Origin of the sequence: Pseudoalteromonas sp. SR41-1 (assembly GCF_014164015.1) — a bacterium.
GTDB classification, from domain to species: domain Bacteria; phylum Pseudomonadota; class Gammaproteobacteria; order Enterobacterales; family Alteromonadaceae; genus Pseudoalteromonas; species Pseudoalteromonas distincta.
On record NZ_JACJEK010000017.1, the window covers coordinates 54,626 to 81,595 of the forward strand.

A 26,970-nucleotide genomic window follows, 5' to 3' on the forward strand; every position below is an offset into this window, starting at 1 on the left:
TTTATTTATAAATTTTATCGCACTACCTTGCCTGATAGCTTACTTTCTTGCAAGGAAAGCAGCATTGTTCAAGGTGAAGTTGCTTCATGTAAGGGCATAAAAAAACCCGCAACATGTGCGGGTTTTTCAATTACTTACTTTATTTAATCAAAGCGATTAAAAAAGCTCGTTTGCTTTGCTTACAATGTTTGCCACAGTAAAACCAAAGTGCTCAAACAGCTCACCAGCAGGCGCCGACTCACCAAAGGTAGTCATACCTACTACTGCGCCATTTAGACCTACGTACTTGTACCAGTAGTCAGCAATACCTGCTTCTACTGCTACGCGGCGTGTAACAGATGCCGGTAATACGCTTTCTTTGTATGCTGCGCTTTGATCTTCAAAGGCATCAGTACATGGCATAGATACAACACGTACCTTTTTACCTTGGCTGCGTAGCTCAGTTGCTGAATCTTGTGCTAGTTGCACTTCAGAACCCGTTGCAATTAAAATAATTTCAGGATTGCCGTCACAGCTAAGGATGTAACCACCCTTTTTAACGTCTGCTAATTGCTGTGCGTCACGCGCTTGTTGCTCAAGACCTTGGCGAGTAAAAATTAACGATGTAGGACCGTCTTTACGCTCAATAGCTTGTTGCCATGCAATTGCCGACTCAACTTGGTCACATGGGCGCCAGTTGTATAAGTTAGGCGTTAAACGCATGCTTGCAATTTGCTCTACTGGTTGGTGAGTTGGACCATCTTCACCTAAACCGATTGAATCGTGCGTGTATACAAAAATGCTTGGTTGCTTCATTAATGCAGCCATACGTACGGCATTTTTTGCATATTCAACAAACATTAAGAACGTAGCACCGTAAGGAATAAAGCCTTTATGAAGGGCAATACCATTCATAATTGCCGACATACCAAACTCACGTACACCGTAGTAAATGTAGTTACCGCTTGCATCGTCGTGTGTTAAACCTTTAGAGCCATCCCAAATTGTTAAGTTTGAGCCTGCTAAATCGGCTGAGCCACCCATAAATTCTGGTAATAACGGACCAAATGCGTTTAATGCATTTTGCGATGCTTTACGAGACGCTGGGTTTGCAGGGTTTGCTTGTAATTGCTCAATGTACGCTTGAGATTTTTCAGCCCAATCGCCAGGCAGTTCGTTATTAATACGACGCTTATATTCAGCTGCAAGCTCTGGGTATGCTTTTGCGTATGCTGCAAATTTTTCGTCCCAGCTTGATTCAAGCTGCTGACCTTTTTCTTTGCTATCCCATTGTGCGTAAATATCATCAGGAATTTCGAACGCATCGCCAGTCCAACCTAAGAATTCGCGAGACGCTTTAATTTCGTCATCACCTAGTGGTGCACCGTGACAATCGTGGCTACCAGATTTATTAGGTGAGCCGTAACCAATAATTGTTTTACAACAAATTAGTGATGGTTTATCGGTAACACTTTTAGCTTCTGCAATTGCAGCACTTATAGCATCGCTGTCGTGGCCATCAACACCACTAATTACATGCCAACCGTATGCTTTAAAGCGAGCTGGCGTGTCATCTGTAAACCAACCTTCTACTTCACCATCGATTGAAATGCCGTTGTCATCCCAAAATGCAACAAGTTTACCCAGACCTAATGTGCCTGCAAGTGAACCAGCTTCATGAGAAATACCTTCCATAAGGCAGCCATCGCCCATAAATGCATAGGTAAAGTGATCAACAATATCGTGACCTTCGCGGTTAAACTGTGCAGCAAGTGCTTTTTCGGCAATTGCCATACCTACGGCATTTGTGATCCCTTGACCTAATGGACCCGTAGTAGTTTCGATTCCTGGTGCGTAACCATATTCTGGATGACCTGGTGTTTTAGAATGCATTTGACGGAAGTTTTTAATTTCGTCCAGTGGTAAGTCGTAACCACTTAGATGCAATAGAGAATAGATAAGCATTGAACCGTGGCCGTTTGAAAGAATAAATCTGTCACGGTCAGCCCACTCTGGATTTGTTGGGTTGTGTTTTAGATAATCGCGCCATAATACTTCTGCGATATCAGCCATGCCCATAGGGGCTCCAGGGTGACCAGATTTGGCCTTTTGTACTGCGTCCATTGACAAGACGCGAATAGCATTTGCAAGTTCTTTGCGAGATGGCATGAATTCTCCTACCTTTATGTGTATTTGCGCGGGTATTTATGTGTTTGTTTATGCACCCAAGTAACTTGGGTTTGTTTATATCGACCATTCTTACTTATTGTGGGGGCTGTGTGCAATTAAAAACCCTATAAAAGTGAGGCATTATGAATATTTTTTAAGACCAAAAAGTTATTAGTAATTTTATTTAGACGTCTAGGCGTAAAAACACTATGCAAGGTGTTTTGTTTTCGATAAAATACGCCCCTTAATTTTTTAGCGCTAATACCGACGTTTGTGAAGCGCAATATTTGTGAGCAGAATTACAATGGCAAAACATTTATTTACTTCTGAATCAGTTTCTGAAGGTCATCCGGATAAAATCGCCGATCAAATCTCTGATGCGGTACTTGATGCTATCCTAGAGCAAGACTCTCATGCCCGTGTTGCGTGCGAAACTTACGTAAAAACAGGTATGGTTATGGTTGGTGGTGAAATCACTACTAGCGCATGGGTTGATATTGAAGAAATTACACGTAAAACAGTACGTGAAATTGGCTACACGCATTCAGACATGGGTTTCGATGCAGATTCATGTGCAATTTTAAACACTATTGGTAAACAGTCTCCTGACATTAACCAAGGTGTTGACCGTACTAGCCCAGAAGAACAAGGTGCTGGCGACCAAGGTCTTATGTTTGGTTACGCATGTAACGAAACAGAAGTACTAATGCCTGCGCCAATTACTTACTCACACCGTTTAGTACAGCGCCAAGCGCAAGTACGTAAAAGCGGCGAGCTTAACTGGTTACGTCCAGATGCAAAATCTCAAGTTACTTTTGCATACGAAAATGGTAAGCCAGTAGGTATTGATGCAGTAGTACTATCTACTCAGCACAGCGAAGACATTTCGCAAAAAGATTTAGTAGAAGCGGTGATGGAGACTATCATCAAGCCGGTACTTCCTGCAGAGCTTATTACAAGCGCGACTAAATTTTTCATTAACCCAACGGGTCGCTTTGTAATTGGCGGACCAATGGGCGATTGTGGTTTAACAGGTCGTAAAATCATCGTTGATACATACGGTGGTATGGCTCGTCACGGTGGTGGTGCTTTCTCTGGTAAAGATCCATCAAAAGTTGACCGCTCAGCTGCATACGCTGCACGTTACGTTGCTAAAAACGTAGTTGCGGCTGGCCTTGCTGATAAATGTGAATTACAAGTTTCTTACGCAATCGGTGTTGCAGAGCCTACATCTATCAGCGTTGAAACGTTTGGTACAAGCAAGTTAGAAGAAAGCCGTTTAATCGAACTTATTCGTGAACACTTTGACCTGCGCCCTTACGGCTTAATTCAAATGCTTGATTTAGAGCGCCCTATCTACCTTCCTACAGCGGCTTACGGCCACTTTGGTCGTGACGAATTCCCTTGGGAACGTACAGATAAAGCTGATGCACTTCGTGCAGCTGCTGGCCTTTAAGCTAAAAGTGTTGAAGTAAATTAAAAACGGCCCTTAATAGGGCCGTTTTTGTATCTAAAACTTATCAGTTACATTGTTTGTAGTACGTCTACAAAATAACTATAAAATCAACCTCGAATTCTTTTGTACTTTAGGTATATACTCATTTCATTATAAAAGCTTTAGGGATAGTTAAATGGCCGATAACTTTCGCGTTATATTTGCAGGACTTGCCGATAACGTTGACATAAAAACAGCGTGCGCAAACTTAGCTGCAAAATTAAAAACGTCAGATGAAAAAGTAGCTCTTTTTTTTAAAGGTAAGCCGCTGTTTGCGCCAAGCGATAAAGACAAAGCGTTAAAACAGACTAAGTTATTAGCAAGCCTAGGTATTAAAAGTAAGCTGCAAGCTGTTTCAAATGCGATTCAAAATAGCTCCCCCGCAGCTGCAAATAACAACCAACGTGATGAACGTATTTTTGATGCACTTGATTACATCACTAGCAGCTTAATACGCCTTGAAGAAAAGCTAGATGAGCTAGAGCAACGCCTTCCTGAAGCTCAATTAAATACACCAGACGAAAGTGTAGACGAATGGCAAAATGACGACCTAATGCTAGATGAGGATTTAGCTACTCCTAAAAAACGCAGTAACTTACTTTTATATTCATTGATTGCAACTGCCACCATTTTGCTAGTTGTACTTGCTGTTTTTTTAATTTTTCCCGATTTATTCTCTTTTTAAAAATGGCTAATTAGTTTAATGAGCAATGAACGCGCACAAATAAGAGCTGAAATTCGTAACACCCGTAAAAACTTGTCAAATAATCAGCAAATAATTGCTGCGCAATCGCTAAAAATGAATTTTATTCAACACTTAAAAAGCGAAAACACAACGAATTCAAAGCATATTGCCATTTATTTAAGTAACGACGGAGAACTAGACACTTCATTGTTAATTAAAGAATTATGGAACTTAAACCATGCTGTTTATCTACCTATAATACACCCATTCAATGGCGCTAATTTACTATTTCAGCGCTATGAGAAAAACTCACCCATGAGGGCAAATCGCTATGGTATCTTGGAGCCTAAGCTGAACTGCTCTCAAATATGCCCATTACCAGCGCTTGATTACCTCCTTATGCCATTAGTGGCATTTGATAAACAAGGTAATCGCCTAGGAATGGGAGGTGGGTTTTACGACCGGACATTGGCACGTTTACATGAACAAAATTGGCAAAAACCACAACTAATTGGCCTTGCACATGAATGCCAAAAAGTTGATGCTCTACCAATCGAGTCATGGGACGTACCTCTTAAAACCATTATCACCCCAGATAAAACATACTGTTGGTAACATTTAATTTTGGTTACTAACCGCATATTTCTGACATACATGAGCACAAAGCAATGACACAAGACGAATTAAAAAAAGCAGCTGCTTGGGCAGCTCTCGAGTTTGTAAAAGAAAACACCATTGTAGGTGTCGGTACAGGCTCTACTGTTAATCACTTTATTGATGCCCTTGGCTCAGTAAAGGACACTATTGTAGGCGCTGTATCAAGCTCAGAAGCGTCAACTGCACGTTTGGAAGCGTTAGGTATTGAAGTGTTTGAACTTAATAACGTTGATGCTTTAGATGTATACGTTGACGGCGCTGACGAAATAAACGCTCAAAACGAAATGATTAAAGGCGGCGGCGCAGCACTAACACGTGAAAAAATAGTAGCTGCAGTTGCAAAACAGTTTGTGTGTATTGTTGATGACACAAAGCTGGTAGATACATTGGGCGACTTCCCGCTTCCGGTGGAAGTTATTCCAATGGCGCGCAGCTACGTTGCACGAGAATTATTAAAACTTGGTGGTGACCCTGTTTATCGCCAAGGCGTAGTTACCGATAATGGTAACGTTATATTAGATGTATTTAACTTAAAAATTACCAATGCCAAACAACTTGAAACACAAATAAATTCAATTGTTGGCGTAGTTACCAACGGCCTATTTGCGATGCGAGGTGCTGATAAAGTGATTATCGGTACCAAAAATGGGCCACAAATTAAATAGGATGAGGTTATGAGTAAGGTATCGTTAGCAAAAGACAAAATTAAAATTCTCTTGCTTGAAGGTGTTCACCAAAGCGCTGTTGAAACGCTAAAACGTAACGGTTACAGCAATATCGACTACGTTAAAACATCCTTACCTGAGGACGAGCTTAAAGAGCGCATTAAAGATGTTCACTTTGTAGGACTTCGTTCTCGTACTCATATTAACCAAGCCGTATTAGACTCAGCTGAAAAGCTAGTTGCTATTGGTTGTTTTTGTATTGGTACAAACCAAGTTGATTTAGATGCTGCACGCGAACGTGGTATTGCTGTATTTAACGCTCCATTTTCTAATACTCGTTCAGTTGCTGAACTTGTACTTGGCGAAATTCTACTTTTATTACGTGGTATTCCAGAGCGTAATGCAGCGGCTCATCGTGGTGGCTGGTTAAAAACAGCAAATGGTTCGTTTGAAGCACGTGGTAAAACATTAGGTATTATTGGCTACGGTCACATTGGTACTCAGCTAGGTATTATGGCTGAAAATATCGGTATGAACGTGGAGTTTTACGATATCGAAGATAAGTTATCACTGGGTAATGCAACACAAGTTCATAACCTTACTCAGCTGTTACAACGCTCTGATATTATTAGCTTACATGTACCAGAAACACCGCAAACTAAAAACCTTATTGGTACAGCAGAACTTGCAGTTATGAAGCAGGGGTCTATTTTGATCAATGCATCACGCGGAACTGTTGTTGATATTGATGCTCTTGCAGAAGCGCTTACAGAGAAAAAACTAAGTGGTGCAGCAATCGATGTGTTCCCTACTGAGCCAAAATCTAACGATGAAGAATTTGTATCGCCACTGCGCCAATTCGACAATGTTATTTTAACGCCGCACATTGGTGGTTCTACACAAGAAGCGCAAGAAAACATTGGTATTGAAGTAGCGGGTAAATTGGCTAAATATTCAGATAATGGCTCAACTATTACTGCGGTTAACTTCCCTGAAGTATCGCTACCTGAGCTTGCTAATCGTAGCCGTTTATTACACGTACACCACAACCGCCCAGGTGTACTAACGCAAATTAACCAAGCGTTTGCACAGCACGGTATTAATATTGCTGCGCAATACCTACAAACAGACGCATCTATTGGTTATGTAGTTATTGATGTTGATACAGATCAATCTGAAGTAGCACTTAAAGAACTGAGCGCTGTTGAGGGTACAATTAGAGCACGTATTTTACATTAACCATTCTTTGATATTAAAAAAGGGTCCTTATGGACCCTTTTTTGTATTTAGATTACATATACTTTCTCAAGTATTTTTTGAATACCGGATCTGTTGCAGCCAACTCTTTTTGCTCAGCTAATATCTCTTTTAAAATAGCGCCTGAGGTAAGCGGGTTAGCTAGAACCACTCTAAATACAACCGTTGGTTGATTGTCGTATTTAGAAGGCGTTAAGCGTGTACGTGATACAAATGAGCGACCTGACTCGCGTTGACGCTTTTGCATACTGGCAGTAAAACGGTTCAGTGAAGCAAAAATATCTAACCGAGTTGCAGCATCTGCATCGGCTATTGCTTGTTTAATTTGCTTAGGTACATAACGATACGTTAATAAGCACAACTCAGGCTCCGAAATAAGCTCAAAGTCTTCATCAGCCTTAATTAAATCAGCAAAGTAATGTGCTTTTTTGATGCTGCGATCAATCAGCATTTCGTAACCTTTACGACCAATAACACGTAAGCAAGCGTGTACTAACATTGCCATACCCGGTCGGCTGCCTTCAAGCGTGTGGCTACCTAAGTCTTTTGAACCTTTACGTAATATGTACTCAGCGTGATGCTCTATTGCATCAGTTGCAGCGGGGTCTTTAAATAAAACCAAACCCGCTCCCATTGGTACATACATTTGTTTATGTGCATCGATGGTAATTGAATCTGCTCGCTCAATCCCTTTTAGTAAAGGACGGTGCGTACTCGATAAAAGGGTCGCTCCCCCCCATGCAGCATCTACATGAAAATGGCAGTTAATGTCTTGTGCTAAGTCGGCCATTTCATCAAGTGGGTCAATATTACCGGTTTCGGTTGTCCCCGCGACCCCAATAATCGCCATTACTTTAATGCCTTGCGCTTCAAGCTCACGTGCTTTTTCACGCATAGCTGTTACATCGACTTTATTATTTTCACAAGTTTTAATACCAATTAAGTTATCGCGACCAATGCCGAGTAAATCAACCGATTTACCTAATGAGTAATGTCCGCGTTCTGATATTAATACTGCTAAACCTTTATAACCGTAATGCAGCATACCAGCAATTAAGCCTTGTGCACCAATGCCTCTAAAATCGCCATCAGGTTTTAATAAGCGGTTTCGCGCAATCCAAAGCGCAGTAATATTAGCAACCGTACCACCAGAGCAAAATGCACCTAATGAGGTTTTAGCACTGTGCATCCATTTAGAATAAAATGAGTCTTCTTGCCCATAAGCTAAATGATGCATCATCCCAAGCACTTGACGCTCAAGAGGCGTAAACGCTTTAGATGTTTCTATTTTTACTAGATTTTGATTTAGCCCTACCATCAATTTTGACAGCGGTAATAAAAAGTGCGGCAAGGCAGAGGTCATGTGACCAATAAAACTAGGCGCAGCTGTATGCACAGAATGTGCAACAAGTTGCTCCATTATGTCTTGGGCATAAGCAGAGACAAACGTTGGATCTTCTGGGATCACTGCCGATTGAAAATCTTTTTCTATTTCATGTAATGGTTTTTCAATTGCCGCTATATTTTCGTTTAGAAAACCTGCTAAATTACTCGAAATTTCAAGCTCGATTTTGCTTAAAGTTGAGTCTGGCGCTTCAGGTACAGTAAATATACGCTTAAGGCTTTCTTTAGAGGCGACGGCACAACGCTTTTGATCCATCTTAATACCTAGTGTGTGTGTAGCTAAAACACGCGCTTACCCATCAAAAACGCCTACTTATTAGGACATTTGGAGCAATCGTGTTTCTTTAAAAATTGCGCTAACTTTACTGCAATATAACTAAAATGTCTCGTTTAAACCTATAAAAGCAATCAAAGCGATGACAAAAAAATGATAATTTAGGGTCTATTTATCTTTCAAGGTTAAATTTGCAGCAGCCTGTTTGGTATTTAGGCAAGGCAGCGCCTATGTAGTGTGGTTATTCCCCATAAATAGGCGATAACGTAGCATTAATGCCAAACAGGCGCTGCCCAAAGGGTTCTGCCTAGGGTCTATTTACTCTTTGTTGCTCGGTTTTTACTTAGACCACTAGGTTACAAATCTCGCGCCGCGATTAAATCGCCCCTAGTTTGAACAAATTATAATCCGCAAAGATAAACAGACCCTAATTAAAACTCTACCAAACCTAATTATTTATTGGGCATTTACTTATTTTGGGTATAATAAATTTGATAACAAAAAAGGGACACATATGCCAGAAGGAAGAGTCAAAGTTAGTTGGATAGTGGCAGGCTTTAGCTTGTTTTTAATAAGCTTGCTAACCTACGTTTACTACACTTACCAAACCACGCGTGCTGAAATAATGCAGTCGGTTGATAATCGCTTACTTAATGCCGCCACCAGCGTTAAACATATTTTAGGTGACGATTATTTAAGTGCGGTTAATCAAGGCGATAATATAAGTTTTTCTTACTATCAAGATAAAAGTAAACAACTCTCTGAGTTTGCTCAAGCACTTGATATTGCTTATGTCTATTCAATGATTTTAAAAGACGGTAAGGTGCTTTTTAGCTCATCAAGCTACACGCAAGACGATCAGAATAATGGCAAGGTAACTCAATTTTTAGATCTCTACCCTGAAGCTACCGATGCAAATATAAGTGCTTTTTATTCAACAGAGCCAGTATTTGAAATATCGAGCGATCAGTGGGGCCACTTTAAAACAATTTTTATTCCTTACGTTGACCCAATCAACGGCAATACCTATTTAACGGGTGCCGATATCACTATTTATGACTTAAACGAGAAACTTAAAGAAAGCGTATCAAAAGCTGCTGCAATGGCTAGCTTCTTCTTTTTTATCGCGATACTCGTTGCCGCCATATATATTTATTTACTAAAACGGTCTTTAGCAACTGACTCAAGTACTGGTTTTTCAAATCATATTGCACTTGAGTATTTTATTAAAAAAAGTAATGCACATCACATGCAATTAGCCGTTATTTGGGTTAATGAAATAGAAGATATAAACAGTTTTTATGGCACTGAAGTGGGTGACAAGGTAATGAAAAACTTACTTATTCACTTTAAACTTAGAAGCTCTACGCATTGCCATATATACAGACTAGCAACAAATAAAATAGTATTACTCGCGCCTAAGGAAATGAGTAATGACGAATTTACCGACCTCGTAAAAACATATAACTTTAATACACCGGTGTTAACTGACCCTTTTATCTACATAACCCTATGTGCAGGTATTGCCAGTGGTAATAAATCGCTACTACTTGAAAACGCTCATATAGCAGCGCTGCAAGCTAAACAAGGCAGGCATAGTGTAGTTAACTACTCAAAAGCGCTACACGATGTAAAAACGCAATATCAATACAATGTAGAAATGGCTAAAGAAGTGCGAGAAGCGTTTGATAACAATCGTATAGTGCCTTACTTTCAACCCATTATTGACACAAATACCAATAAGGTCGTTCAATACGAATGTTTAGCTCGAATGGTAACAGCGCAAGGGGAAGTATTAAAACCTGATGCATTTTTAAATGTTGTTACCCGCTCAAGACTGGACGGAATACTTACCCGTACTATATTTTCACAATGTGTTAGTCGCTTTAGAAAAACCGATATTTGCTGGAGTTTAAATATAACAGCACAAGATATGCTCGACCCTAATTTAAGTGAGTTTATTGCGGACGAACTTAAGCGCTACCCGCATCCTGGTAATATCACATTAGAGCTTTTAGAAACCCAAGCTATTGCCAACTTCTCTGAAGTAAAAGCATTTATTGGCATGGTTAAAACGAAAGGCGTTAAGGTTATTATTGATGACTTTGGTAGTGGTTATTCAAATATATCAAACGTACTTAAGCTTGAAGTAGATGGTATTAAATTAGATGGCGCATTAATAAAGCAAATAGTGAATGACAAAGATATCTACTTGTTTATTGAGCATATAGCCAGCTTTGCTAATCAACTTGGTTTACAATTAATGGCAGAATCGGTAGAAAATACAACCATAGTAACCGCACTTAAAAAGGCGAATGTGACACTAATGCAAGGCAATTATTTTGCCCACCCAGTCCCACATGTTAATACGGTTACAGAAGAATTAGCACTTTGACTTACTTTAACCAGGGCGTGTTGATCTTTGTGGATTGAAATTTGTTCAATCTAGGGGCGATTAAATCGCGGCGCGAGGTTTGTAACCTAGTGGGCTAAGTAAAAACTGAGCAACAAAGAGTTAATCGTCCCTAGAAAGAACCCAAAGGGCAGCACATGTTTGGTCTTTATGCTGCGTTATCGCCTATTTATGGGGAATAACCACACTACATAGGCTCCGCCTTGCCTAAAAACCAAACATGCTGCTGCAAAATCAATCACGAAAGGTCAACACGCCCTAGGTAAGTTTATAACGAGTCGGTGGCTTTGCTGGCCACTGGCCCAGTATTTACGCTCAAAAGGCGTAATTGCATCGTCTGACTCATAAAGTGTTACATCGCAAGGGTTGCCTGTTAATTCAAGCGCCCGAGCAAACTCCTTAACGTAAATATCCCAATTGCTGCGCACTTCTAATTTTCCACCTAACTTAACGATAAATGGAAAAATAGCTGCGCCATGCCAGCGCCTACGAATATGCTTAGATTTAGGCCACGGGTTTGGATACAACAAATAATGGTGCGTAGGTTGCCAATTGGCGGCTACCGCTAAACGCCAAAAGTCATTTAAATCTGCTTGCACTAAGATGTACTGACCACTGTCGGTTTGCTTATATTCAACATCATGCTTATCTAATCGGTGCGAAGATTTATCAATTCCAACTATAAGTGCATCAGGGTGGCGCTTAGCTAAGTTAGCTGAGCTTTCACCCACGCCACAACACGAGTCCAAAATAAGCGGGCCACTAAAGGCTTGTACTTTAGCATTAACCTCGTCAAATGCGGCTTGGGTATGCGCTGCTATTGGCTTTTTAAATTCAGCATCTAAATGCTTATTTACTATTTCATCAAGCTTTTCGTGAATACCCGCTTGATTAGATACAATACTACGTGAATTTGCATCACTCATTAGTGTCTTAGCCCCACACCTTTTTTAATTAAAGTTAGCGCTAAAGTAAATAACACCGTAATAAACACCAAAATAACACCTAGCGCTACACTTAAATCAACATCCGACACACCTAAAAAGCCATAGCGAAATGCATTTACCATGTAAATAATAGGGTTTATTTGCGATACGTTTTGCCAAAATTCTGGCAATAACGTAATTGAATAAAATACACCGCCTAAGTAAGTTAATGGCGTTAGTATAAAGGTGGGAATAATGCTTATATCGTCAAAGCTATTTGCATAAATTGCATTAATTAAGCCACCTAAAGCAAACACAGCTGAGGTTAAAATAACGGTCGCCATAATTACAAAAATATTATGAATTTGAATATCAACAAATAATAACGATACACAAGTAACTATAAAGCCCACCATAATACCGCGCGTCATACCGCCGCCCATATAACCCAGTACAATGATGTAATTAGGCACAGGTGCAACTAAAAGCTCTTCAATGCTTTTTTGAAATTTTGTTGAGTAAAAACTAGAGGCTACGTTGGAATAGGAATTAGTAATAACCGACATCATTATAAGACCAGGTACAATAAACTCCATATAACTAAAGCCGCCCATATCACCAATACGTGAACCAATTAAGTTACCAAAAATAACAAAATATAAGCTCATCGTAATTGCTGGCGGCACTAAGGTTTGTACCCAGATACGTAAAAAACGAATACACTCTTTAATCCATAAACTCTTTAAGGCTACGCCATATTTAAACATTTATTCGCCCCGCCCTTGCTCTAGTAATCCTACAAATAACTCTTCTAGTCTGTTTGCTTTATTTCGCATACTCAATACTGTATTTCCTTGGGTTGTTAATGCGCTAAATACCGCATTTAAGCCCTGTGATTTAGCGACTTCTACTTCAACAGTATGATCGTCCGTCATCGTAAACTTATAACCTTCAAGCGTGACAGGGTTTGCTGGCATTTTTAAATCTAAAATAAAGGTTTCTTTATCAAGTTTTGCAAGCAGTGCTTTAATGGTGGTGTTTTCAACAATTCGACCAGAATCAATAATCGCTATGTTTTTACACAGTAACTCAGCTTCTTCAAGGTAGTGTGTGGTTAAAATAATAGTAACGCTTTGCTCATTTATTTGGCGTAAAAAATCCCACATTGAACGACGAAGTTCTATGTCTACACCCGCTGTTGGCTCATCAAGTATAAGTAATTTTGGCTCGTGCATAAGGGCGCGTGCAATCATTAATCGACGTTTCATTCCGCCTGAAAGCGTACGAGCTTGCTTGTCTTTTTTCTCTAATAAACCCAGCTGTGCTAGGTATTTATCAGCACGTTTATGGGCTTCACCACGTGGCACACCATAATAACCGGCTTGGTTAACCAGTATTTGGCTAAGCGTTTCAAACTGGCTAAAATTAAATTCTTGCGGCACTAAGCCTAAATGCGCTTTTGCAGCTTCTAAATCAGTATCAATATCACAGCCAAATACTTCTACTTTGCCTTTTGTTTTATTAACAAGTGACGAAATAACACCAATAGTAGTTGATTTACCAGCTCCATTTGGACCAAGCAAAGCGAAAAAATCGCCCTCTTCAACTTGTAAATCAACGCCTTTAATAGCCTCAACACCATTTTTATAAACCTTGGTAAGGCCTTCTATATTTAAAGCAATATTTTGCTTATTCATTACTTACCCTCACCATAACCCCAACGTTTTGTTAGGTTATGCTCAATATTTAAATGATCTAAAATTCTCGCCACCATAAAATCAACTAAGTCTTCAATACTTTGTGGCTTATGATAAAAACCAGGTGCGGCTGGCATAATTGTTACCCCTAAACGAGATAACTTAAGCATGTTTTCTAAATGAATTTCGTTAAATGGTGTTTCGCGAGGCACTAAAATGAGCTGTCCGCGTTCTTTAATTACCACATCAGCGGCGCGCTCTAATAAATTATCAGACGCCCCCACTGCAATTGCAGAAACCGACCCGGCACTACATGGGCATACTACCATTTTTTTAGGAGCAGCAGAGCCCGAAGCCACAGGGCTAAACCAGTTATCTTTACCGTATACTTTTAGCTGTTCAGGTTTGGCATTAAACAGCGAACTTAACTGCTCTGTGGCTTTATCTTCATTACCAGAGAGCTTAATATTTGATTCTGTATCAAGCACCACGCGTGCTGCACTTGAAATGAGAACGTAGACCTGAAATTGCTGCTCTAGTAATACTTCAAGTAACCTAAGCCCATAAGGCGCACCCGATGCACCACTAAAAGCGAGCGTAATTCTATCTTTAAATTGCACACTATTCTCCGCTGTATTTATCAGCTAAGCCATCAACAAGGTGTTGATGAAGGCCATTAAAACCGCCATTGCTCATAATTAAAATATGCTGATTAGGCTCAATATTTTCAAGCACCGTATCAATAATTGTTTGTGTGCTGTTAAAGCACTGCATGCCTGCTTTATCTGCTTGCTCTTTTAGCGACCAATTTAGATTCTCTGGTTCAAAAAGGAGTACGTTGTCAGCATCACGTAATGAATCTAATAATGTATATTGGTGCACGCCCATTTTCATGGTGTTTGAGCGCGGCTCTAAAATAGCGATAATTTTTTCATCGCCTACTTTTGCGCGCAATCCTGCTAGCGTAGTTTTAATTGCTGTTGGGTGATGCGCAAAGTCGTCATACACTTTAATATTATTTATATCCGCTTTTAGCTCCATACGCCTTTTAGGGCTAATAAATTCTCCTAACGCATCAATACTATGATCAACAGCTATACCCACATGGCGCGCTGCTGCGATAGTCATAATCGCATTTTTAACGTTATGCTCGCCTATTGCTTGCCAACAGACAGTGCCCTGCTTTTCGCCATTAAGTAATACATTAAACTCACTTCCATCGGCTTTTATTAATTCATAGCTCCAATCATCGCCTAGCGTTTCGCTTTCGCTCCAAAGCCCTTGTGCTATTACGTCATTAAGCGCTACGTCTTGCTTTGGCCAAATTACCTTGCCGCTTTGAGGTAATGTACGCATTAAGTGATGAAATTGTTTTTTTATTGCGTTTAAATCTTCAAAAATATCAGCGTGATCGAATTCAAGATTATTTAAGATAAGTGTACGCGGGAGGTAATGCACAAACTTACTGCGCTTATCAAAAAAAGCAGTGTCGTATTCATCTGCTTCAATAACAAAAAAAGGCGTTTCACCCACTTTTGCCGATACACCAAAATTTTGCACTATGCCGCCAATTAAAAACCCTGGTTTCAAACCTGCGTACTCTAACACCCACGCAAGCATACTTGCTGTGGTTGTTTTACCATGCGTACCAGCAACCGCAAGCACCCAAGAATCTTGCAGTAAGTTATGCTTAAGCCACTCAGGGCCTGAAGTATAAGGCAGGCCTTTATCAAGCACATATTCAACACACGGGTTACCACGGCTCATTGCATTACCAATAACGACCATATCTGGCTTTGGCTCTAATTGAGATACGTCGTAGCCTTGAGTCAGTTCAATGCCAAGCTCTTCAAGTTGCGTACTCATTGGTGGGTAAACGTTCTGATCAGAACCCGTTACTTTATGACCTAATGATTTAGCAATGGCTGCAATGCCACCCATAAACGTGCCACAAATGCCCAAAATATGTATATGCATATACTTTCCTTAAATCGTATGCTCACTTTACAGCTATGCAAAGTTTAATGGCGCTATAATGCCAAAATTCGTGCTTAGTTACCATTGCGAGTAAGCATTTCACTCGTGCCAAAATGACCACTTGATAATAAAAAAGCCTTCTTAATTAGAAGGCTTTTTTATTAGTCATTATTTGCTACATCATTAAAAATACTATTAAACCTATACCGAGCAATAAACGATATATCACAAATGGCAACATGCCCATTCGCTCTATTACTTTTAAAAACATAAATATACATGCATAAGCCGATAAGAACGATAGCACCACACCTAGTAATAATGTATTCCAATCAACCACATGGTCACCCAAAGCAAGCTCTGCAGTATAATAAAGCCCCATCATAGAAATAATTGGAATTGCCAGTAAGAACGAAAAACGCGCTGCGCTTTGCTTATTCATTCCAAGCATTAAACCAGCAGTCATCGTGATACCTGAGCGAGAAGTTCCCGGGATCATTGCAACAGCTTGTGCAAAACCAATAATAAGTGCTGTTTTCCAATTAAGCTGATAAATAGTTTTAATTTGCTTACCTTTTGCATCCGCGTACCAAAGCAATAAACCAAACACAATTGTGGTAGTAGCAATTACCCAAGCGCTTCGTAGGTACAACTCTATAAAGTCTTTTAAAAGTAAGCCTAAAATAGCGGCAGGCACAGTGCCTAAAATTATCCACCAACCTAGCTTACTATCATCACTAGTACCCTGTGCTCCAAAGGATTTAAACCACGCACTGAGTATGTCGACGACCTCTTTGCGAAAATAAATAACAACAGCAATTAAAGTACCAACATGGACTGCCACGTCAAACGCAAGCCCTTGATCTTCCCAGCCTAAAATTTGCGATGGGAGAATTAAGTGCGCAGAACTAGAAATTGGTAAAAACTCAGTAAATCCCTGTATGAGGGCTAAAATAATTATTTCGATGATACTCATGGGTTAGAAAACTCCACCTTCCATAGCTTTTGTTGAGGGTTATTATATTCATTCCATAACTGCGCAATCGTTTGTTTAGCTACAGGATGATAGAAATCTGGGGCAACCTCGCTAAGAGGTTGTAATACAAATGCGTTTTTAGTTATTTCATCTCGTGGTAATTGTGCTGGGGAGTCGCAAATTACATCATCATAAAATAGTAAATCTAAATCGAGCGTTCGTGGACTAAATTTTTTATCGTTCGCTGTGCGTCCATTATCACGCTCTATTTGTTTTAATAAAGCGCATACATCAACAAGCGACATATCAGTTGTAGCGCCAACGACTGAATTATAAAAATTATTGCCAGCAAACCCAACTGCTTCACTTTCAAAAACAGACGAGTGTACAATATGTTCAAAGTGCTGCTTAAGTGCAATTAATGCACATTGTATATAATGCGCTTTATTTATATTTGACCCTAGGCTGATATAAATTTGAGCCATTTAACCAATTGCCTTAACACGTGTAATTTCAACACCTACAGTTTGCGCTTGTGCTACTGCTGCAGGTTTACTTACTCTTATAGTAACTTGTGGAGTATTAAACTCGCTTAAAATAATATGCGCTAATTGTTCAACTAAAGTTTCTAGCAACTCTACAGGTTTTAAAGTGCAGTGCTCAATAACTCGCTCACTTACTTTTGAGTAATCCAGTGCTAAATTAATATCGTCATTTTCAGCTGCAGGCTTAATATCGCTTAGCATTTCAATATCAAAATAAAGGCTCTGTTTACTTTCTTTTTCAAAGTCGTACACTCCAATAATAGTGTCGACGTGCAATTGAGATATAAAAACCTTATCCATTGATACTCCAAATAACAACAAACTACTAAGCAACTATACTAAGCATCAATAAAATTAATACTGTATATGGTTTAGCCAGTGTTTAAATATGTAAAAATAACTTCTACAATAGCAAAATAACTAAACTAGCTATTAAATAGCCTGTTAATAATTTTTACGATAAATTTTGCTGTCAATAATAGCCTAAAAGCACTATCAATTGGTATAGCAATTAAAAAATAAGGAAGCGCGTGTTAGCCTCTATAATGTTTGTTTTAGCTTATTTACTTGGGTCGATTTCGTCGGCTATTTTAGTGTCGCGGTTGTTCAAACTTCCAGACCCTCGTAATAGTGGTTCTAACAACCCAGGAGCTACAAATGTCTATAGATTAGGCGGAGCATTTCCGGCTTGCTTGGTTCTGGTGTTTGATATTTTAAAAGGCACTATTCCGGTATGGGGGGCTTATTTTTTAGAAGTTGAACCTTTAGAGCTTGGTTTAGTCGCAGTAGCTGCTTGTTTAGGCCATATGTACCCACTGTTTTTTAGCTTCAAAGGCGGTAAAGCCGTAGCAACGGCATTTGGCTCATTATTACCTATTGGCTTATCATTGGCAGGTTTACTTGTGAGTACTTGGTTAGTTATAGTGGCAATAACACGCTATTCATCACTGGCGGCGCTTGTAGCTGTATCTTTAGCGCCCTTGTATACATGGCTAATAAAGCCACTTTATACTCTTCCCGTTACTTTTATCACGCTGTTAATTATATTTCGTCACCGTACTAATATTATTCGATTATTTAGTGGGGAAGAACCAAAAGTGGGTGCTAAAAAAGCACCCACCGATGAAAACAAAAATATCTAAAATATGAGTCATTAAATCGGCTCAAGGCTATCTATAGGCCAACGAGGTTTTGTTTTCATATCAAGCGTGGCAAATTGCCCTGCTTTTAAACGTTGCATTCCGGCATAAGCAATCATTGCACCATTGTCGGTACAAAATTCAGTACGCGGATAGAACACTTCGCCTTTCATACCTTTCATTACGCGTTCGAGCTGCAGTCGAAGCTGTGTATTTGCACTCACACCACCGGCGATGACCAAACGCTTAATACCTGTTTGTTTAAGCGCACGCTTGCACTTAATAACGAGGGTATCAATAACCGCAGTTTGAAATGCATGCGCTATATCAGCTTTGGTTTGATCGTCGTCGTCATTTTCACGAATCGTGATTGATGCCGCTGTTTTTAAACCACTAAAACTAAAATCAAGACCTGGCTTGTCGGTCATAGGGCGAGGAAATACAAAGCGCTTTGCTACGCCTTGTTCGGCCATTTTAGCTAAGCGTGGGCCACCGGGGTAATCAAGACCAAGTAACTTAGCCGTTTTATCAAAGGCCTCGCCTGCGGCATCATCAACTGACTCACCTAGTACTTCGTATTGTCCAATACCCGCTACTTTAACCATCATGGTATGACCGCCCGATACAAGCAATGCAATAAACGGAAACTCAGGGGTATTTTCCTCAAGCATCGGAGCAAGTAAATGCCCTTCCATGTGATGTACTGCTACCGCAGGTATATCCCAACCGTATGCTAATGAACGACCAATAGACGTACCTACCAATAATGCACCAACTAGACCTGGGCCTGCAGTATAAGCAATACCGTCTAAATCTTCAGGGCCACAACCTGCTTGTGCAAATGCTGCATCTATAAGTGGTAATGTTTTACGAACATGATCGCGCGATGCAAGTTCCGGCACTACACCGCCGTAATCAGCGTGTACTTTTACTTGGCTGTATAATTGATGAGCTAACAAGCCTTTTTCGTCATCATATATTGCAATACCCGTTTCATCACATGACGATTCAATGCCTAAAATTCGCACTGTACTTCTCCTGCCTTTTAAATTCTACTTTGCTTCTTTTATAACGTAAGACCAATATTTGTTTGGCCATCTTCAAGGGCAAACTTTTTAAGTGCCTTTACGCTATCAGAGGTAATACGCCCCATATTTTCTACAAAATCAATTAGCTCACCTAATACTTCAATTTCGTACTGCATTAATGGGTGCTCTCTCACTGCTGTGTTATCAGCAATCTCACCTTCAACCGTCATTTGATATTCAATAAAGCGAGCCACTGTTGCTTGAGATATTTTGCTCACACTAATGAACTCTTGCTCATCTTGCGCCACTAAACCGTGCATTAAGCTAAGTAAAGACGTTGCAGCATCAATAGCAGGATAAGTACCAAACATATCAAAATCAGCAAGTTCAGGAACATTTGGCTCTATTTTTTCAACTTGTTTTTCGAGATCTATTTTACTTTTAGGCAGTAAGATTTTTTCCCAACAAACATTAAGCGAATTACGTAATAAGGTTTCATCACCAAACCCCGTTGCTTCGCTAAATAAACCGTAATTTGGCAGCATTCGCTCTATTAAAGCACTTGCTAAGACGGCCTTTTGTAAATAGTTAAGCTCTCTAATACGCTGAAAATTATTTGCTTTAGTCATTCTTTAACGTCTCACACGACCAACAAAAATCAAATGTTGATCCATTATGCTCATTACAATTAGGGCATACCCAATCTGGAGCGGATTGTTTTACTTGTTGATAGTTTACCAATATTTGCCGCGCATGGCGCTCTTTTATCGCATAAACCTGCACACTAACTTGCGCCTGATCATATGGAATTTCTCCAAGCGCCCCTTGGAGCATCTCGCCTTTAATTTTACACTCTATTCCAGCAGTTTGTATTAAGCCTTTTACGATATTCGCTTCCAAGGTATTTTCAGCTTTATAAATTGTAACCCATTGAAAAGAGCTATCTGTTGAATTGTTATTATTAATATTTTGCAATATTCACCTCATTTATTTTGTGTTAACAATATCCTGCGCTAAATTATTAGCATGCTGTACTTTTAAGGAATAAACATGACACTAACAACCCCAGGCTTACTTTTTCCGGCCATATCGCTGCTATTACTCGCCTATACAAACCGATTTTTAGTTTTAGCGCAATTAATTAGGGAGCTAAATGCGCGTGAAGGTGAATCTATTCGGCCTGTTGTAGTGGCTCAAATCACTAACTTACGTAAACGCATTAAGCTAATTAGAACGATGCAAGTGTACGGGGTAGCCTCTTTTCTACTGTGTACACTATCAATGTTTGCATTATTTATTGAGTTTAATGCCACAGGAATTATTTTATTTGGCATTAGCTTAGCTTGCTTAAGTTTATCGTTATTAACGTCTTTATTTGAAATACATATTTCCTGTGATGCAATCGAGATAGAACTGCAAAGCATTGAAAATAAACCACTAAGTAGCCGAATAAATAGAAATTTTGTAAAATAGTTTATTATAAATAAAACACTCTATTCTTTGCCACAATCATGTTGTATGAACGCCCCTTTTTGGGGCGTACTTTTTTATTAATTAGAACAATTTAATCCAAATATACTAACTAACTTACTGACTACAAATAAGTTTACTTAGCTAGCCCATTGCAAAAACATAGATAAAATACAATAAACAACTAGTTATGAATTTAAAAAGTAATACTATTTGGTCGCTTTTCTCTTTAATTAATACTAAAAGGGGGGTATCCTGCTGGAAACACGTATGAACTTGCAACCGTATTTCAATATAGAATTTTACTAAACTTTAGAATAAAAATTAATATATTTGATGTCCGTGGTATCTGCGACTTACTTATAAAAAGGGACTATAAAGTGAGATTTGAACAATTAGAGCAATTTGTAGCACTTGGTATATTACGTCATTTTAGACAAGCTGCTGAACAAACCCAAATTAGTACTTCAGCGCTAACGCGCAGCATTCAAACACTTGAAGATGAAATGGGATATGAGTTAGTAAAACGCTCAACACGCTCTGTTAAATTAACGCCAGAAGGCGAGCTTTTTCTAGAATATGCTAAAACAACCCTATCGGAACTTGAGCTAACGAAAAAGCGGATTTTTCAATCAGTAAACGGTAATGCCAATGAAAAGCTCGTTATTGGGTATACCAATAAGGCAAGCAGCATAGTACCTATTTCTTGTGGACAGTTTTTAGCTCAATACCCTCATATAAAAATTGAGATGCAGCTACAAGATCAGCAAGAGTTAACACGCAAACTCCAACAAGGTGAAATAGACATTAGCGTATACTCTCAAGCTATTAATAGTATTGGCAGTGACATTCACTTACCTGATCAGCTTGTGTTATTTGTTTCAAAAAACCACCCTCTTGCCCATAAAAACGATATAAGTAAACAAAACCTTGATAACTATCCGATGTTTGGCTGTTTCTCTGAGTCTAAACAAGTACAAACTATGCTTAATGAAGCAATTGATTCTTTAAATAAATCATCAAGTATTAAAGTGGGCAGTATTGAGCAAGTAATGGCAGGTGTAGTTAAATCAGATCATTTTGCTATTGCAAGCATTGAACATGCTAATGCAATCGCAGAGAATTCTGAATTAGTACAACTTAAAACAAATAAAGATTTAAACCACGAACAACTCGTTGTACAAACAAGCCAACAGACGTCGATTACTGAACATGTAGAGCATTTACTATCGCTTATAAAAAAAGCGGGTGCTGCATTTAGCTAATCTGATGTTTCAAAAAGTGCGGCACAATAAACAGTAGCTTTTAACAGCTTTTCGGCTACACTGTCGCACCTTTTTTAAACAGCTGATGTGAATGAACACACTTTTTGGTCCTGATGTCTATTTAGATGATATAGAACGCCAAGGATATACCGTAATTCATAACGCGCTTATTGCCGATTTAGTTAACGATTTAGTTGCAGACTGCCACCGTATAAACCCTCACTTTAGCCTTGCTGGTATTGGTCGATTAAATGACTTACAAATAGATAAAACCGTACGTACTGATAAAACCTATTGGTTTGACGGCAGCTCTCAAGCACAGCTTACCTATCAAGCAATAATGCAAAGTATAAAGACCACGTTAAATCGCAGTTTTTTTATGGGGTTATTTGATTACGAATGCCATTATGCAAAATATACACAGGGTGATTTTTACAAAAAGCACTTAGATGCATTTAAAGGTCGCTCTAATCGAGTATTTACAACGGTACTTTATTTAAATACGCCTAAGCAAGGTGGCGAACTTGTTATTTATAAACCTAAAAGTAAAGAGATAGAAATAACAATTAAACCAACTGCTGGCACATTAGTAATGTTTGAAAGCGAACGCTTTGCCCACGAAGTACTTCCCGCCGTTGACGATCGCTATTCTATTGCAGGCTGGTTTAGAAAAAACGCCTCTATTAGCGGCATTATTGATCCGCCCCGATAACTCCTAATAGAGCATTTTAACAGCCTTTATTGAGGCTTTTAAAATGCTATTGGGTATGAAAGTAATAACCCTATAAAGATAGCCAAACCCACGTAATGATTATTTAAAAACGCTTTAAAACAGGCATCTCTTTCACGTTTATGAATAAGCGTTTGTTGGTATGCCAATAGGCCCGCAGCAATACTTAAACCAACGCCAAATGCGACACTTAAATGATTGCTTATACCAATAAAAGCAACCAACGCTATAAATACAGCATTAAGTAAAAAGATAATATGGCGGTCGTATTTACCAAATAAAATAGCGGTTGATTTTACCCCTATTTTTAAATCGTCGTCCCTATCAACCATCGCATACATGGTATCGTAAGCCACTGTCCAGCAAATATTGGCTATAAATAATAACCATGCCTGCTGTGGTAGTGCATTAATTGAAGCCATATAAGCCATAGGAATAGCCCAACCAAATGCAGCCCCTAAAATAACTTGAGGTAACTGTGTATAGCGCTTCATAAAGGGGTAACAAAAGGCTAAAGCCAAAGCACCAAAAGAAAGCAAAATAGTATTAACGCTAAGCATTAATACTAAAATGAACGCAATAACTATGAGTAGTAAAAATAGACTAAGTGCTTCACCACTACTCACCTGCCCTGAAGCTAGCGGCCGTTGAGCTGTGCGTTTTACCGAGCCGTCTATTTTTCTATCTGCAAAATCATTAATTACACACCCTGCGCTACGCATAACAACAACGCCCAACGTGAATATAATAAGGTTGAGTAAGCTCGGCATCCCACTATTAGCAAGCCATAAAGCCCAGTATGTTGGCCAAAGTAATAACAAGGTACCAATGGGCTTATCTATACGCATTAACTGTATATAATAAGGAATATGTTTTGGCTTTAAAGCGGCTAATTTCATGAGTATAAATATGCTCCAGGTAAAAACACTTCACACACTAAAAACTTATATTCTTTGAGTGAGAATACACTTCGACGCCCTAGTAAGTTTTTCTCGGGTAAGTTCAATTTTGTAACTAATTGCTGAATAGGGTGCGTGTCATCAAAATAAGCAATTTCTATATCCGTTCTTTTTAATGCTGGGTCTTGAAAAATCACATCACCTAAAGGACGCTCGCCCATATTGTGCAAAGGATTAATAGAATCATTTTTAGGAAGCCAGCTTTGTGCGTACACCACAGGTTTGTTATCGCACAGTAAGAGAACTTCTCTATTAATAGCTGTTTTAGCTGTGCTGTTTAGTAGTAAGTTTTGCTCTGGGCTTAAAGTAAATAACTGCTCACTTAATACCTTTACATTAAAAGTTTTTGAGTTACTTTTTAATTTAGCCGTTAATGAATTCTGTTCAAAAAGCCACTCTTGCTCTAGAGGAGATAAGTCACTTATATAAGAAGTGGACTGCCAATTAGCAGATATAGACAGAGGATAAGTAATCACAATAGCTCAACAAAATAAAAAACAACGAGATGATACCATTGCCAAAGCTTTTGAAAAAGTGATGTTTTATAACCATAAATAATTGCTTGGCGCTGTTTATTACCTACTATTAAGTATAAACTATTTGTAACAAGTTTTAAGAAACGCTTTAAATATGAAAAAAATAGTATACGCAGGTCTTTTTACGTTCTTTGTAAGCGTTATAAGCTTTACAGCTCGTGCTGAATCCACAGTTGGTTATTTTGGTTTTGAGCCAGATATAATCACCAACTACATTGGCGCATCAAGTAAAAAAATGGGCTATGTGCGTGTAACTATTGATTTAATGCTTACTGATACTACTGATATTGCAGTGGTTGAACACCACACGCCATTACTTCGTGATGCACTAGTAGAGATTTTATCTAAAGAACCAGAAGAAAAAATAAAGTCACTTACTGGCCGTGAAGAAATACGTGCAAAGTGCGCCGAAAAACTAAAAAGCCTGCTAAAAGAAGAAACAGGACAAGAGATCATCCGTGAAGTCTTGTTCACTAAATATTTATATCATTAGTATTTAACGTTTTGCGTTAAATATTTTGGCGGTATAGGCAAAAGCCATACCGCTAACTAACCCACCTAAGTGCGCCCAATTAGCCATACCTACAAACAATACATCAGCAAACCCAAGCACTAACCAAATCAACATAAAACCAATAATAGCCGTACTAACTAGGGCAGGCTTGTTAGGATTTAAAAAGCTATGAATCCAACAAAAACCAAGTAATCCATATACTACGCCACTCAAACCGCCAAAGTTAGGACCAACCATTAGGTATTGCGCCCAATTACTAATAAGTGCAGTCACTAAAAACAAGCCTATTAAGCTTAGTTTTCCGCATTGTTTTTCGATATTGTCACCAAGCGACATCCACCAAATTAAATTAAACACTATATGCATCGCGCTAAAATGTACGAGGACGGGCGTTAACCAACTTAAAGGCTGCGTAGGTTTAAACTGCATCATGGTGTAAATGGTCTCAAAACCACCTAGTAAAAAAGCAAAATAAATTATAACACTTACAATACTTACGGTTTGATTTAACCAGCTGAGCGCTTTAAAACGGGCTATTAGATTAAGTGATTGCCCTTGATATTTAAGCGGTGATTGCGTGCTGCCTACATCCCAAGATGCTTGTAGGTATTTTTCATGATTAGGGTTTTGTGTAAATTCGGCCCATAACGGCTGAACTTGATGAAAGTCCTCCTCAGTCACGCTAATAATGACATTACTGCCATCTGCCGAGTGTATCTTTGCATCTAGGCCTTGGCTTTTTAAATAATCTATAAAGCCCTGTGCGGCGCGCGGGTTATTTAAACTGCCAAGCTCTATCATCGCTCTACTTTCTCGCTGTAAGCAGCTTCCCAAGCTGTAAAGCCGCCATCCATACTGTAAACGTCTTCAAAACCTTGCTCAACTAAGTAGCTAGCTGCGCCTTGTGAGCTCATACCGTGGTAGCAGACAATAATAATTGGCTGATCGAATTCTTTTTCCATCATAAATTGTGCGATATTACCGTTAGAAAGTGCTTCTGAGCCTGGAATGCGACCGGCTTGATACGAATTAGGATCACGAATATCTGCAATTACCACGTCTTCTTTATCTAAAAGCTCTAACGTTTGCGCTATAGAAATATGTTTAAATGCCATTGAAATCTCTTTAATTAATAGTATAAAAAAGGCGGCTAAAGCCGCCCTTCTTGTAATTTAGTTAGGAACTAATCCCAGTTTAAAATTACTTTACCTGACTGACCTGAAATCATCATATCAAAGCCAGCTTGGAAGTCATCCACAGAATATTGATGTGTAATGATTGGGTTTAAATCTAGGCCAGATTGAATCAAACTTGCCATTTTGTACCACGTTTCGAACATTTCGCGACCGTAAATACCTTTAATCACTAAACCTTTAAAAATAACTTGGTTCCAGTCAACTGCCATATCAGATGGTGGAATACCCAGCATGGCAATTTTACCGCCGTGGTTCATATTATTAAGCATTGAATTAAACGCGCTTGGCACACCTGACATTTCAAGGCCAATATCAAAACCCTCTGTCATACCTAGCTCTTTCATTACATCTTCAAGCTTTTCATTGGCAACGTTTACAGCGCGTGAAGCCCCCATTTTACGTGCTAAATCTAGGCGGTATTCGTTTACGTCGGTAATTACAACGTGGCGAGCACCAACATGTTTTGCAACAGCTGCTGCCATAATACCAATTGGGCCTGCACCAGTGATAAGTACATCTTCGCCAACTAAGTCAAACGATAGTGCGGTATGAACTGCGTTACCAAATGGGTCGAAAATAGAAGCGAGTTCGTCAGAAATATTATCTGGAATTTTAAATGCGTTAAATGCAGGGATAACTAAATATTCGGCAAACGCACCTTCACGGTTTACACCTACACCCGTTGTATTACGGCATAAATGTACACGCCCTGCACGACAATTTCGACAATGCCCACACGTAATATGCCCTTCGCCAGATACGCGGTCGCCAACCTGAAAGCCACGAACTTCTTGGCCCATATCAACGACTTCACCAACATATTCATGGCCAACAACCATAGGCGTTGGAATGGTTTTACTTGCCCATTCGTCCCACTTGTAAATATGTACGTCGGTACCACAAATAGCTGTTTTGCGAATTTTAATCAGTAAGTCGTTATGACCTACTTCTGGCTTTGGTGCATCTGTCATCCAAATGCCCGGTTCTGCTTTTAATTTTGATAATGCTTTCATA

29 protein-coding genes are annotated in these 26,970 nt (G+C 39.2%); 11 read left to right on the plus strand and 18 right to left on the minus strand.

Annotated features, from left to right (window positions below; genetic code table 11):
* Nucleotides 1-156: 156 nt before the first annotated feature.
* Entirely contained in the window at nucleotides 157-2,148 is a 1,992-nt protein-coding gene (tkt, locus tag H5118_RS15005; protein WP_182749305.1) for a transketolase, read from the minus strand.
* A gap of 304 nt (nucleotides 2,149-2,452) precedes the next feature.
* Here tkt and metK point away from each other — a divergent pair, with 304 nt between their 5' ends.
* The 5 genes from metK to serA all read left to right on the plus strand — a co-directional run bounded on the left by metK (nucleotide 2,453) and on the right by serA (nucleotide 6,889).
* The gene (gene metK, locus H5118_RS15010) at nucleotides 2,453-3,604 is read left to right on the plus strand and encodes a methionine adenosyltransferase (RefSeq protein ID WP_002958976.1); all 1,152 of its coding nucleotides are present in this window, start codon (nucleotides 2,453-2,455) and stop codon (nucleotides 3,602-3,604) included.
* Between the two features lie 175 nt (nucleotides 3,605-3,779).
* Entirely contained in the window at nucleotides 3,780-4,328 is a 549-nt protein-coding gene (locus H5118_RS15015) for a hypothetical protein (protein WP_024595234.1), read from the plus strand.
* 18 nt (nucleotides 4,329-4,346) lie between these two features.
* Nucleotides 4,347-4,943: a 5-formyltetrahydrofolate cyclo-ligase gene (locus H5118_RS15020; protein ID WP_182749307.1), complete on the plus strand. Its 597-nt coding sequence runs from the start codon at nucleotides 4,347-4,349 to the stop codon at nucleotides 4,941-4,943.
* Nucleotides 4,944-4,996: 53 nt separating this feature from the next.
* Nucleotides 4,997-5,650, plus strand: a complete 654-nt coding sequence (rpiA, locus tag H5118_RS15025) for a ribose-5-phosphate isomerase RpiA (protein WP_002958979.1) — start codon at nucleotides 4,997-4,999, stop codon at nucleotides 5,648-5,650.
* A gap of 9 nt (nucleotides 5,651-5,659) precedes the next feature.
* Entirely contained in the window at nucleotides 5,660-6,889 is a 1,230-nt protein-coding gene (gene serA / locus H5118_RS15030) for a phosphoglycerate dehydrogenase (protein WP_024595232.1), read from the plus strand.
* A 52-nt stretch (nucleotides 6,890-6,941) separates the two neighbouring features.
* Here serA and panP read toward each other — a convergent pair whose 3' ends face one another.
* Entirely contained in the window at nucleotides 6,942-8,567 is a 1,626-nt protein-coding gene (gene panP / locus H5118_RS15035; RefSeq protein ID WP_002958981.1) for a pyridoxal-dependent aspartate 1-decarboxylase PanP, read from the minus strand.
* Nucleotides 8,568-9,099: 532 nt separating this feature from the next.
* Here panP and H5118_RS15040 point away from each other — a divergent pair.
* Entirely contained in the window at nucleotides 9,100-10,980 is a 1,881-nt protein-coding gene (locus tag H5118_RS15040; protein WP_182749309.1) for a GGDEF domain-containing protein, read from the plus strand.
* Nucleotides 10,981-11,246: 266 nt separating this feature from the next.
* Here the strand turns inward: H5118_RS15040 and H5118_RS15045 are convergent, their stop codons facing one another.
* The 8 genes from H5118_RS15045 to folB form a co-directional block, all read right to left on the minus strand.
* Entirely contained in the window at nucleotides 11,247-11,924 is a 678-nt protein-coding gene (locus H5118_RS15045) for a tRNA (guanosine(46)-N(7))-methyltransferase TrmB (protein WP_002961024.1), read from the minus strand.
* Nucleotides 11,924-12,691, minus strand: coding sequence for an ABC transporter permease (locus H5118_RS15050; RefSeq protein ID WP_002961025.1), 768 nt, complete (start codon nucleotides 12,689-12,691; stop codon nucleotides 11,924-11,926). The genes H5118_RS15045 and H5118_RS15050 overlap by 1 nt, the downstream gene beginning before the upstream one ends.
* Complete coding sequence (locus H5118_RS15055; protein ID WP_182749311.1) at nucleotides 12,692-13,621, minus strand: ABC transporter ATP-binding protein; 930 nt, start codon at nucleotides 13,619-13,621, stop codon at nucleotides 12,692-12,694.
* Complete coding sequence (locus H5118_RS15060) at nucleotides 13,621-14,241, minus strand: flavin prenyltransferase UbiX (RefSeq protein WP_182749313.1); 621 nt, start codon at nucleotides 14,239-14,241, stop codon at nucleotides 13,621-13,623. The genes H5118_RS15055 and H5118_RS15060 overlap by 1 nt, the downstream gene beginning before the upstream one ends.
* Nucleotide 14,242: 1 nt before the next feature.
* Nucleotides 14,243-15,598 carry a UDP-N-acetylmuramate:L-alanyl-gamma-D-glutamyl-meso-diaminopimelate ligase gene (mpl, locus tag H5118_RS15065; RefSeq protein WP_182749315.1) on the minus strand — a complete coding sequence of 452 codons (1,356 nt, stop codon included), beginning with the start codon at nucleotides 15,596-15,598 and terminating at the stop codon, nucleotides 14,243-14,245.
* Between the two features lie 175 nt (nucleotides 15,599-15,773).
* Nucleotides 15,774-16,574: an undecaprenyl-diphosphate phosphatase gene (locus tag H5118_RS15070; protein ID WP_182716854.1), complete on the minus strand. Its 801-nt coding sequence runs from the start codon at nucleotides 16,572-16,574 to the stop codon at nucleotides 15,774-15,776.
* Entirely contained in the window at nucleotides 16,571-17,059 is a 489-nt protein-coding gene (folK, locus tag H5118_RS15075; RefSeq protein WP_024595488.1) for a 2-amino-4-hydroxy-6-hydroxymethyldihydropteridine diphosphokinase, read from the minus strand. Before folK ends, H5118_RS15070 begins: the two co-directional genes overlap by 4 nt.
* A complete protein-coding gene (folB, locus tag H5118_RS15080; RefSeq protein ID WP_024595489.1) occupies nucleotides 17,060-17,419 on the minus strand; it encodes a dihydroneopterin aldolase in 360 nt (119 codons plus the stop codon).
* Nucleotides 17,420-17,649: 230 nt separating this feature from the next.
* On the opposite strand from folB, the gene plsY reads away from it, so the two are divergent.
* Complete coding sequence (plsY, locus tag H5118_RS15085) at nucleotides 17,650-18,261, plus strand: glycerol-3-phosphate 1-O-acyltransferase PlsY (protein WP_182749316.1); 612 nt, start codon at nucleotides 17,650-17,652, stop codon at nucleotides 18,259-18,261.
* 11 nt (nucleotides 18,262-18,272) lie between these two features.
* Here plsY and tsaD read toward each other — a convergent pair whose 3' ends face one another.
* Genes tsaD through H5118_RS15100 form a run of 3 tightly spaced genes read right to left on the minus strand, consistent with a single transcriptional unit; the run spans nucleotide 18,273 to nucleotide 20,261 of the window.
* Nucleotides 18,273-19,286 carry a tRNA (adenosine(37)-N6)-threonylcarbamoyltransferase complex transferase subunit TsaD gene (gene tsaD / locus H5118_RS15090; protein WP_165744224.1) on the minus strand — a complete coding sequence of 338 codons (1,014 nt, stop codon included), beginning with the start codon at nucleotides 19,284-19,286 and terminating at the stop codon, nucleotides 18,273-18,275.
* A gap of 38 nt (nucleotides 19,287-19,324) precedes the next feature.
* Nucleotides 19,325-19,915 (minus strand): YjaG family protein, encoded by a 591-nt coding sequence (locus H5118_RS15095; RefSeq protein WP_002961040.1) that lies wholly within the window; start codon nucleotides 19,913-19,915, stop codon nucleotides 19,325-19,327.
* Nucleotides 19,908-20,261 carry a DUF2007 domain-containing protein gene (locus H5118_RS15100; RefSeq protein WP_002961041.1) on the minus strand — a complete coding sequence of 118 codons (354 nt, stop codon included), beginning with the start codon at nucleotides 20,259-20,261 and terminating at the stop codon, nucleotides 19,908-19,910. Before H5118_RS15100 ends, H5118_RS15095 begins: the two co-directional genes overlap by 8 nt.
* A gap of 75 nt (nucleotides 20,262-20,336) precedes the next feature.
* On the opposite strand from H5118_RS15100, the gene H5118_RS15105 reads away from it, so the two are divergent.
* The 3 genes from H5118_RS15105 (at nucleotide 20,337) to H5118_RS15115 (ending at nucleotide 22,733) form a co-directional block, all read left to right on the plus strand.
* Nucleotides 20,337-20,759 (plus strand): DUF2721 domain-containing protein, encoded by a 423-nt coding sequence (locus H5118_RS15105; RefSeq protein WP_002961042.1) that lies wholly within the window; start codon nucleotides 20,337-20,339, stop codon nucleotides 20,757-20,759.
* A gap of 377 nt (nucleotides 20,760-21,136) precedes the next feature.
* A complete protein-coding gene (locus H5118_RS15110) occupies nucleotides 21,137-22,021 on the plus strand; it encodes a LysR family transcriptional regulator (protein WP_182720489.1) in 885 nt (294 codons plus the stop codon).
* A gap of 91 nt (nucleotides 22,022-22,112) precedes the next feature.
* Nucleotides 22,113-22,733, plus strand: a complete 621-nt coding sequence (locus H5118_RS15115) for a 2OG-Fe(II) oxygenase (RefSeq protein WP_002961046.1) — start codon at nucleotides 22,113-22,115, stop codon at nucleotides 22,731-22,733.
* A gap of 38 nt (nucleotides 22,734-22,771) precedes the next feature.
* Here H5118_RS15115 and ubiA read toward each other — a convergent pair whose 3' ends face one another.
* On the minus strand, nucleotides 22,772-23,650 hold the full coding sequence (gene ubiA / locus H5118_RS15120) for a 4-hydroxybenzoate octaprenyltransferase (protein WP_182749319.1): 879 nt from the start codon (nucleotides 23,648-23,650) through the stop codon (nucleotides 22,772-22,774).
* Nucleotides 23,647-24,186: a chorismate lyase gene (locus H5118_RS15125; protein WP_002961048.1), complete on the minus strand. Its 540-nt coding sequence runs from the start codon at nucleotides 24,184-24,186 to the stop codon at nucleotides 23,647-23,649. The genes ubiA and H5118_RS15125 overlap by 4 nt, the downstream gene beginning before the upstream one ends.
* 154 nt (nucleotides 24,187-24,340) lie before the next feature.
* On the opposite strand from H5118_RS15125, the gene H5118_RS15130 reads away from it, so the two are divergent.
* Nucleotides 24,341-24,739 carry a flagellar basal body-associated protein FliL gene (locus tag H5118_RS15130; protein ID WP_182749320.1) on the plus strand — a complete coding sequence of 133 codons (399 nt, stop codon included), beginning with the start codon at nucleotides 24,341-24,343 and terminating at the stop codon, nucleotides 24,737-24,739.
* Nucleotides 24,740-24,742: 3 nt separating this feature from the next.
* On the opposite strand, the gene glpG is transcribed toward H5118_RS15130, so the two are convergent.
* The 3 genes from glpG to tdh form a co-directional block, all read right to left on the minus strand.
* The gene (glpG, locus tag H5118_RS15135) at nucleotides 24,743-25,561 is read right to left on the minus strand and encodes a rhomboid family intramembrane serine protease GlpG (RefSeq protein WP_182749322.1); all 819 of its coding nucleotides are present in this window, start codon (nucleotides 25,559-25,561) and stop codon (nucleotides 24,743-24,745) included.
* Nucleotides 25,558-25,875 (minus strand): thiosulfate sulfurtransferase GlpE, encoded by a 318-nt coding sequence (gene glpE / locus H5118_RS15140; RefSeq protein WP_010554397.1) that lies wholly within the window; start codon nucleotides 25,873-25,875, stop codon nucleotides 25,558-25,560. The genes glpG and glpE overlap by 4 nt, the downstream gene beginning before the upstream one ends.
* A 68-nt stretch (nucleotides 25,876-25,943) precedes the next feature.
* Nucleotides 25,944-26,969: an L-threonine 3-dehydrogenase gene (gene tdh / locus H5118_RS15145; RefSeq protein WP_024595694.1), complete on the minus strand. Its 1,026-nt coding sequence runs from the start codon at nucleotides 26,967-26,969 to the stop codon at nucleotides 25,944-25,946.
* Between the last annotated feature and the right edge of the window lies 1 nt (nucleotide 26,970).

Coding starts and splice junctions, on each gene's coding strand:
- tdh (WP_024595694.1), bottom strand. CDS start 26,969: ATGAAAGCATTATCAAAATTAAAAGCAGAACCGGGCATTTGGATGACA.
- folB (WP_024595489.1), bottom strand. CDS start 17,419: ATGGATAAGGTTTTTATATCTCAATTGCACGTCGACACTATTATTGGA.
- glpE (WP_010554397.1), bottom strand. CDS start 25,875: ATGGCATTTAAACATATTTCTATAGCGCAAACGTTAGAGCTTTTAGAT.
- H5118_RS15095 (WP_002961040.1), bottom strand. CDS start 19,915: ATGACTAAAGCAAATAATTTTCAGCGTATTAGAGAGCTTAACTATTTA.
- serA (WP_024595232.1), top strand. CDS start 5,660: ATGAGTAAGGTATCGTTAGCAAAAGACAAAATTAAAATTCTCTTGCTT.
- mpl (WP_182749315.1), bottom strand. CDS start 15,598: ATGCATATACATATTTTGGGCATTTGTGGCACGTTTATGGGTGGCATT.
- H5118_RS15070 (WP_182716854.1), bottom strand. CDS start 16,574: ATGAGTATCATCGAAATAATTATTTTAGCCCTCATACAGGGATTTACT.
- glpG (WP_182749322.1), bottom strand. CDS start 25,561: ATGATAGAGCTTGGCAGTTTAAATAACCCGCGCGCCGCACAGGGCTTT.
- panP (WP_002958981.1), bottom strand. CDS start 8,567: ATGGATCAAAAGCGTTGTGCCGTCGCCTCTAAAGAAAGCCTTAAGCGT.
- folK (WP_024595488.1), bottom strand. CDS start 17,059: ATGGCTCAAATTTATATCAGCCTAGGGTCAAATATAAATAAAGCGCAT.
- tkt (WP_182749305.1), bottom strand. CDS start 2,148: ATGCCATCTCGCAAAGAACTTGCAAATGCTATTCGCGTCTTGTCAATG.
- rpiA (WP_002958979.1), top strand. CDS start 4,997: ATGACACAAGACGAATTAAAAAAAGCAGCTGCTTGGGCAGCTCTCGAG.
- H5118_RS15040 (WP_182749309.1), top strand. CDS start 9,100: ATGCCAGAAGGAAGAGTCAAAGTTAGTTGGATAGTGGCAGGCTTTAGC.
- ubiA (WP_182749319.1), bottom strand. CDS start 23,650: ATGAAATTAGCCGCTTTAAAGCCAAAACATATTCCTTATTATATACAG.
- H5118_RS15020 (WP_182749307.1), top strand. CDS start 4,347: ATGAGCAATGAACGCGCACAAATAAGAGCTGAAATTCGTAACACCCGT.
- H5118_RS15055 (WP_182749311.1), bottom strand. CDS start 13,621: ATGAATAAGCAAAATATTGCTTTAAATATAGAAGGCCTTACCAAGGTT.
- H5118_RS15015 (WP_024595234.1), top strand. CDS start 3,780: ATGGCCGATAACTTTCGCGTTATATTTGCAGGACTTGCCGATAACGTT.
- H5118_RS15130 (WP_182749320.1), top strand. CDS start 24,341: ATGAAAAAAATAGTATACGCAGGTCTTTTTACGTTCTTTGTAAGCGTT.
- H5118_RS15105 (WP_002961042.1), top strand. CDS start 20,337: ATGACACTAACAACCCCAGGCTTACTTTTTCCGGCCATATCGCTGCTA.
- metK (WP_002958976.1), top strand. CDS start 2,453: ATGGCAAAACATTTATTTACTTCTGAATCAGTTTCTGAAGGTCATCCG.
- H5118_RS15045 (WP_002961024.1), bottom strand. CDS start 11,924: ATGAGTGATGCAAATTCACGTAGTATTGTATCTAATCAAGCGGGTATT.
- H5118_RS15050 (WP_002961025.1), bottom strand. CDS start 12,691: ATGTTTAAATATGGCGTAGCCTTAAAGAGTTTATGGATTAAAGAGTGT.
- H5118_RS15115 (WP_002961046.1), top strand. CDS start 22,113: ATGAACACACTTTTTGGTCCTGATGTCTATTTAGATGATATAGAACGC.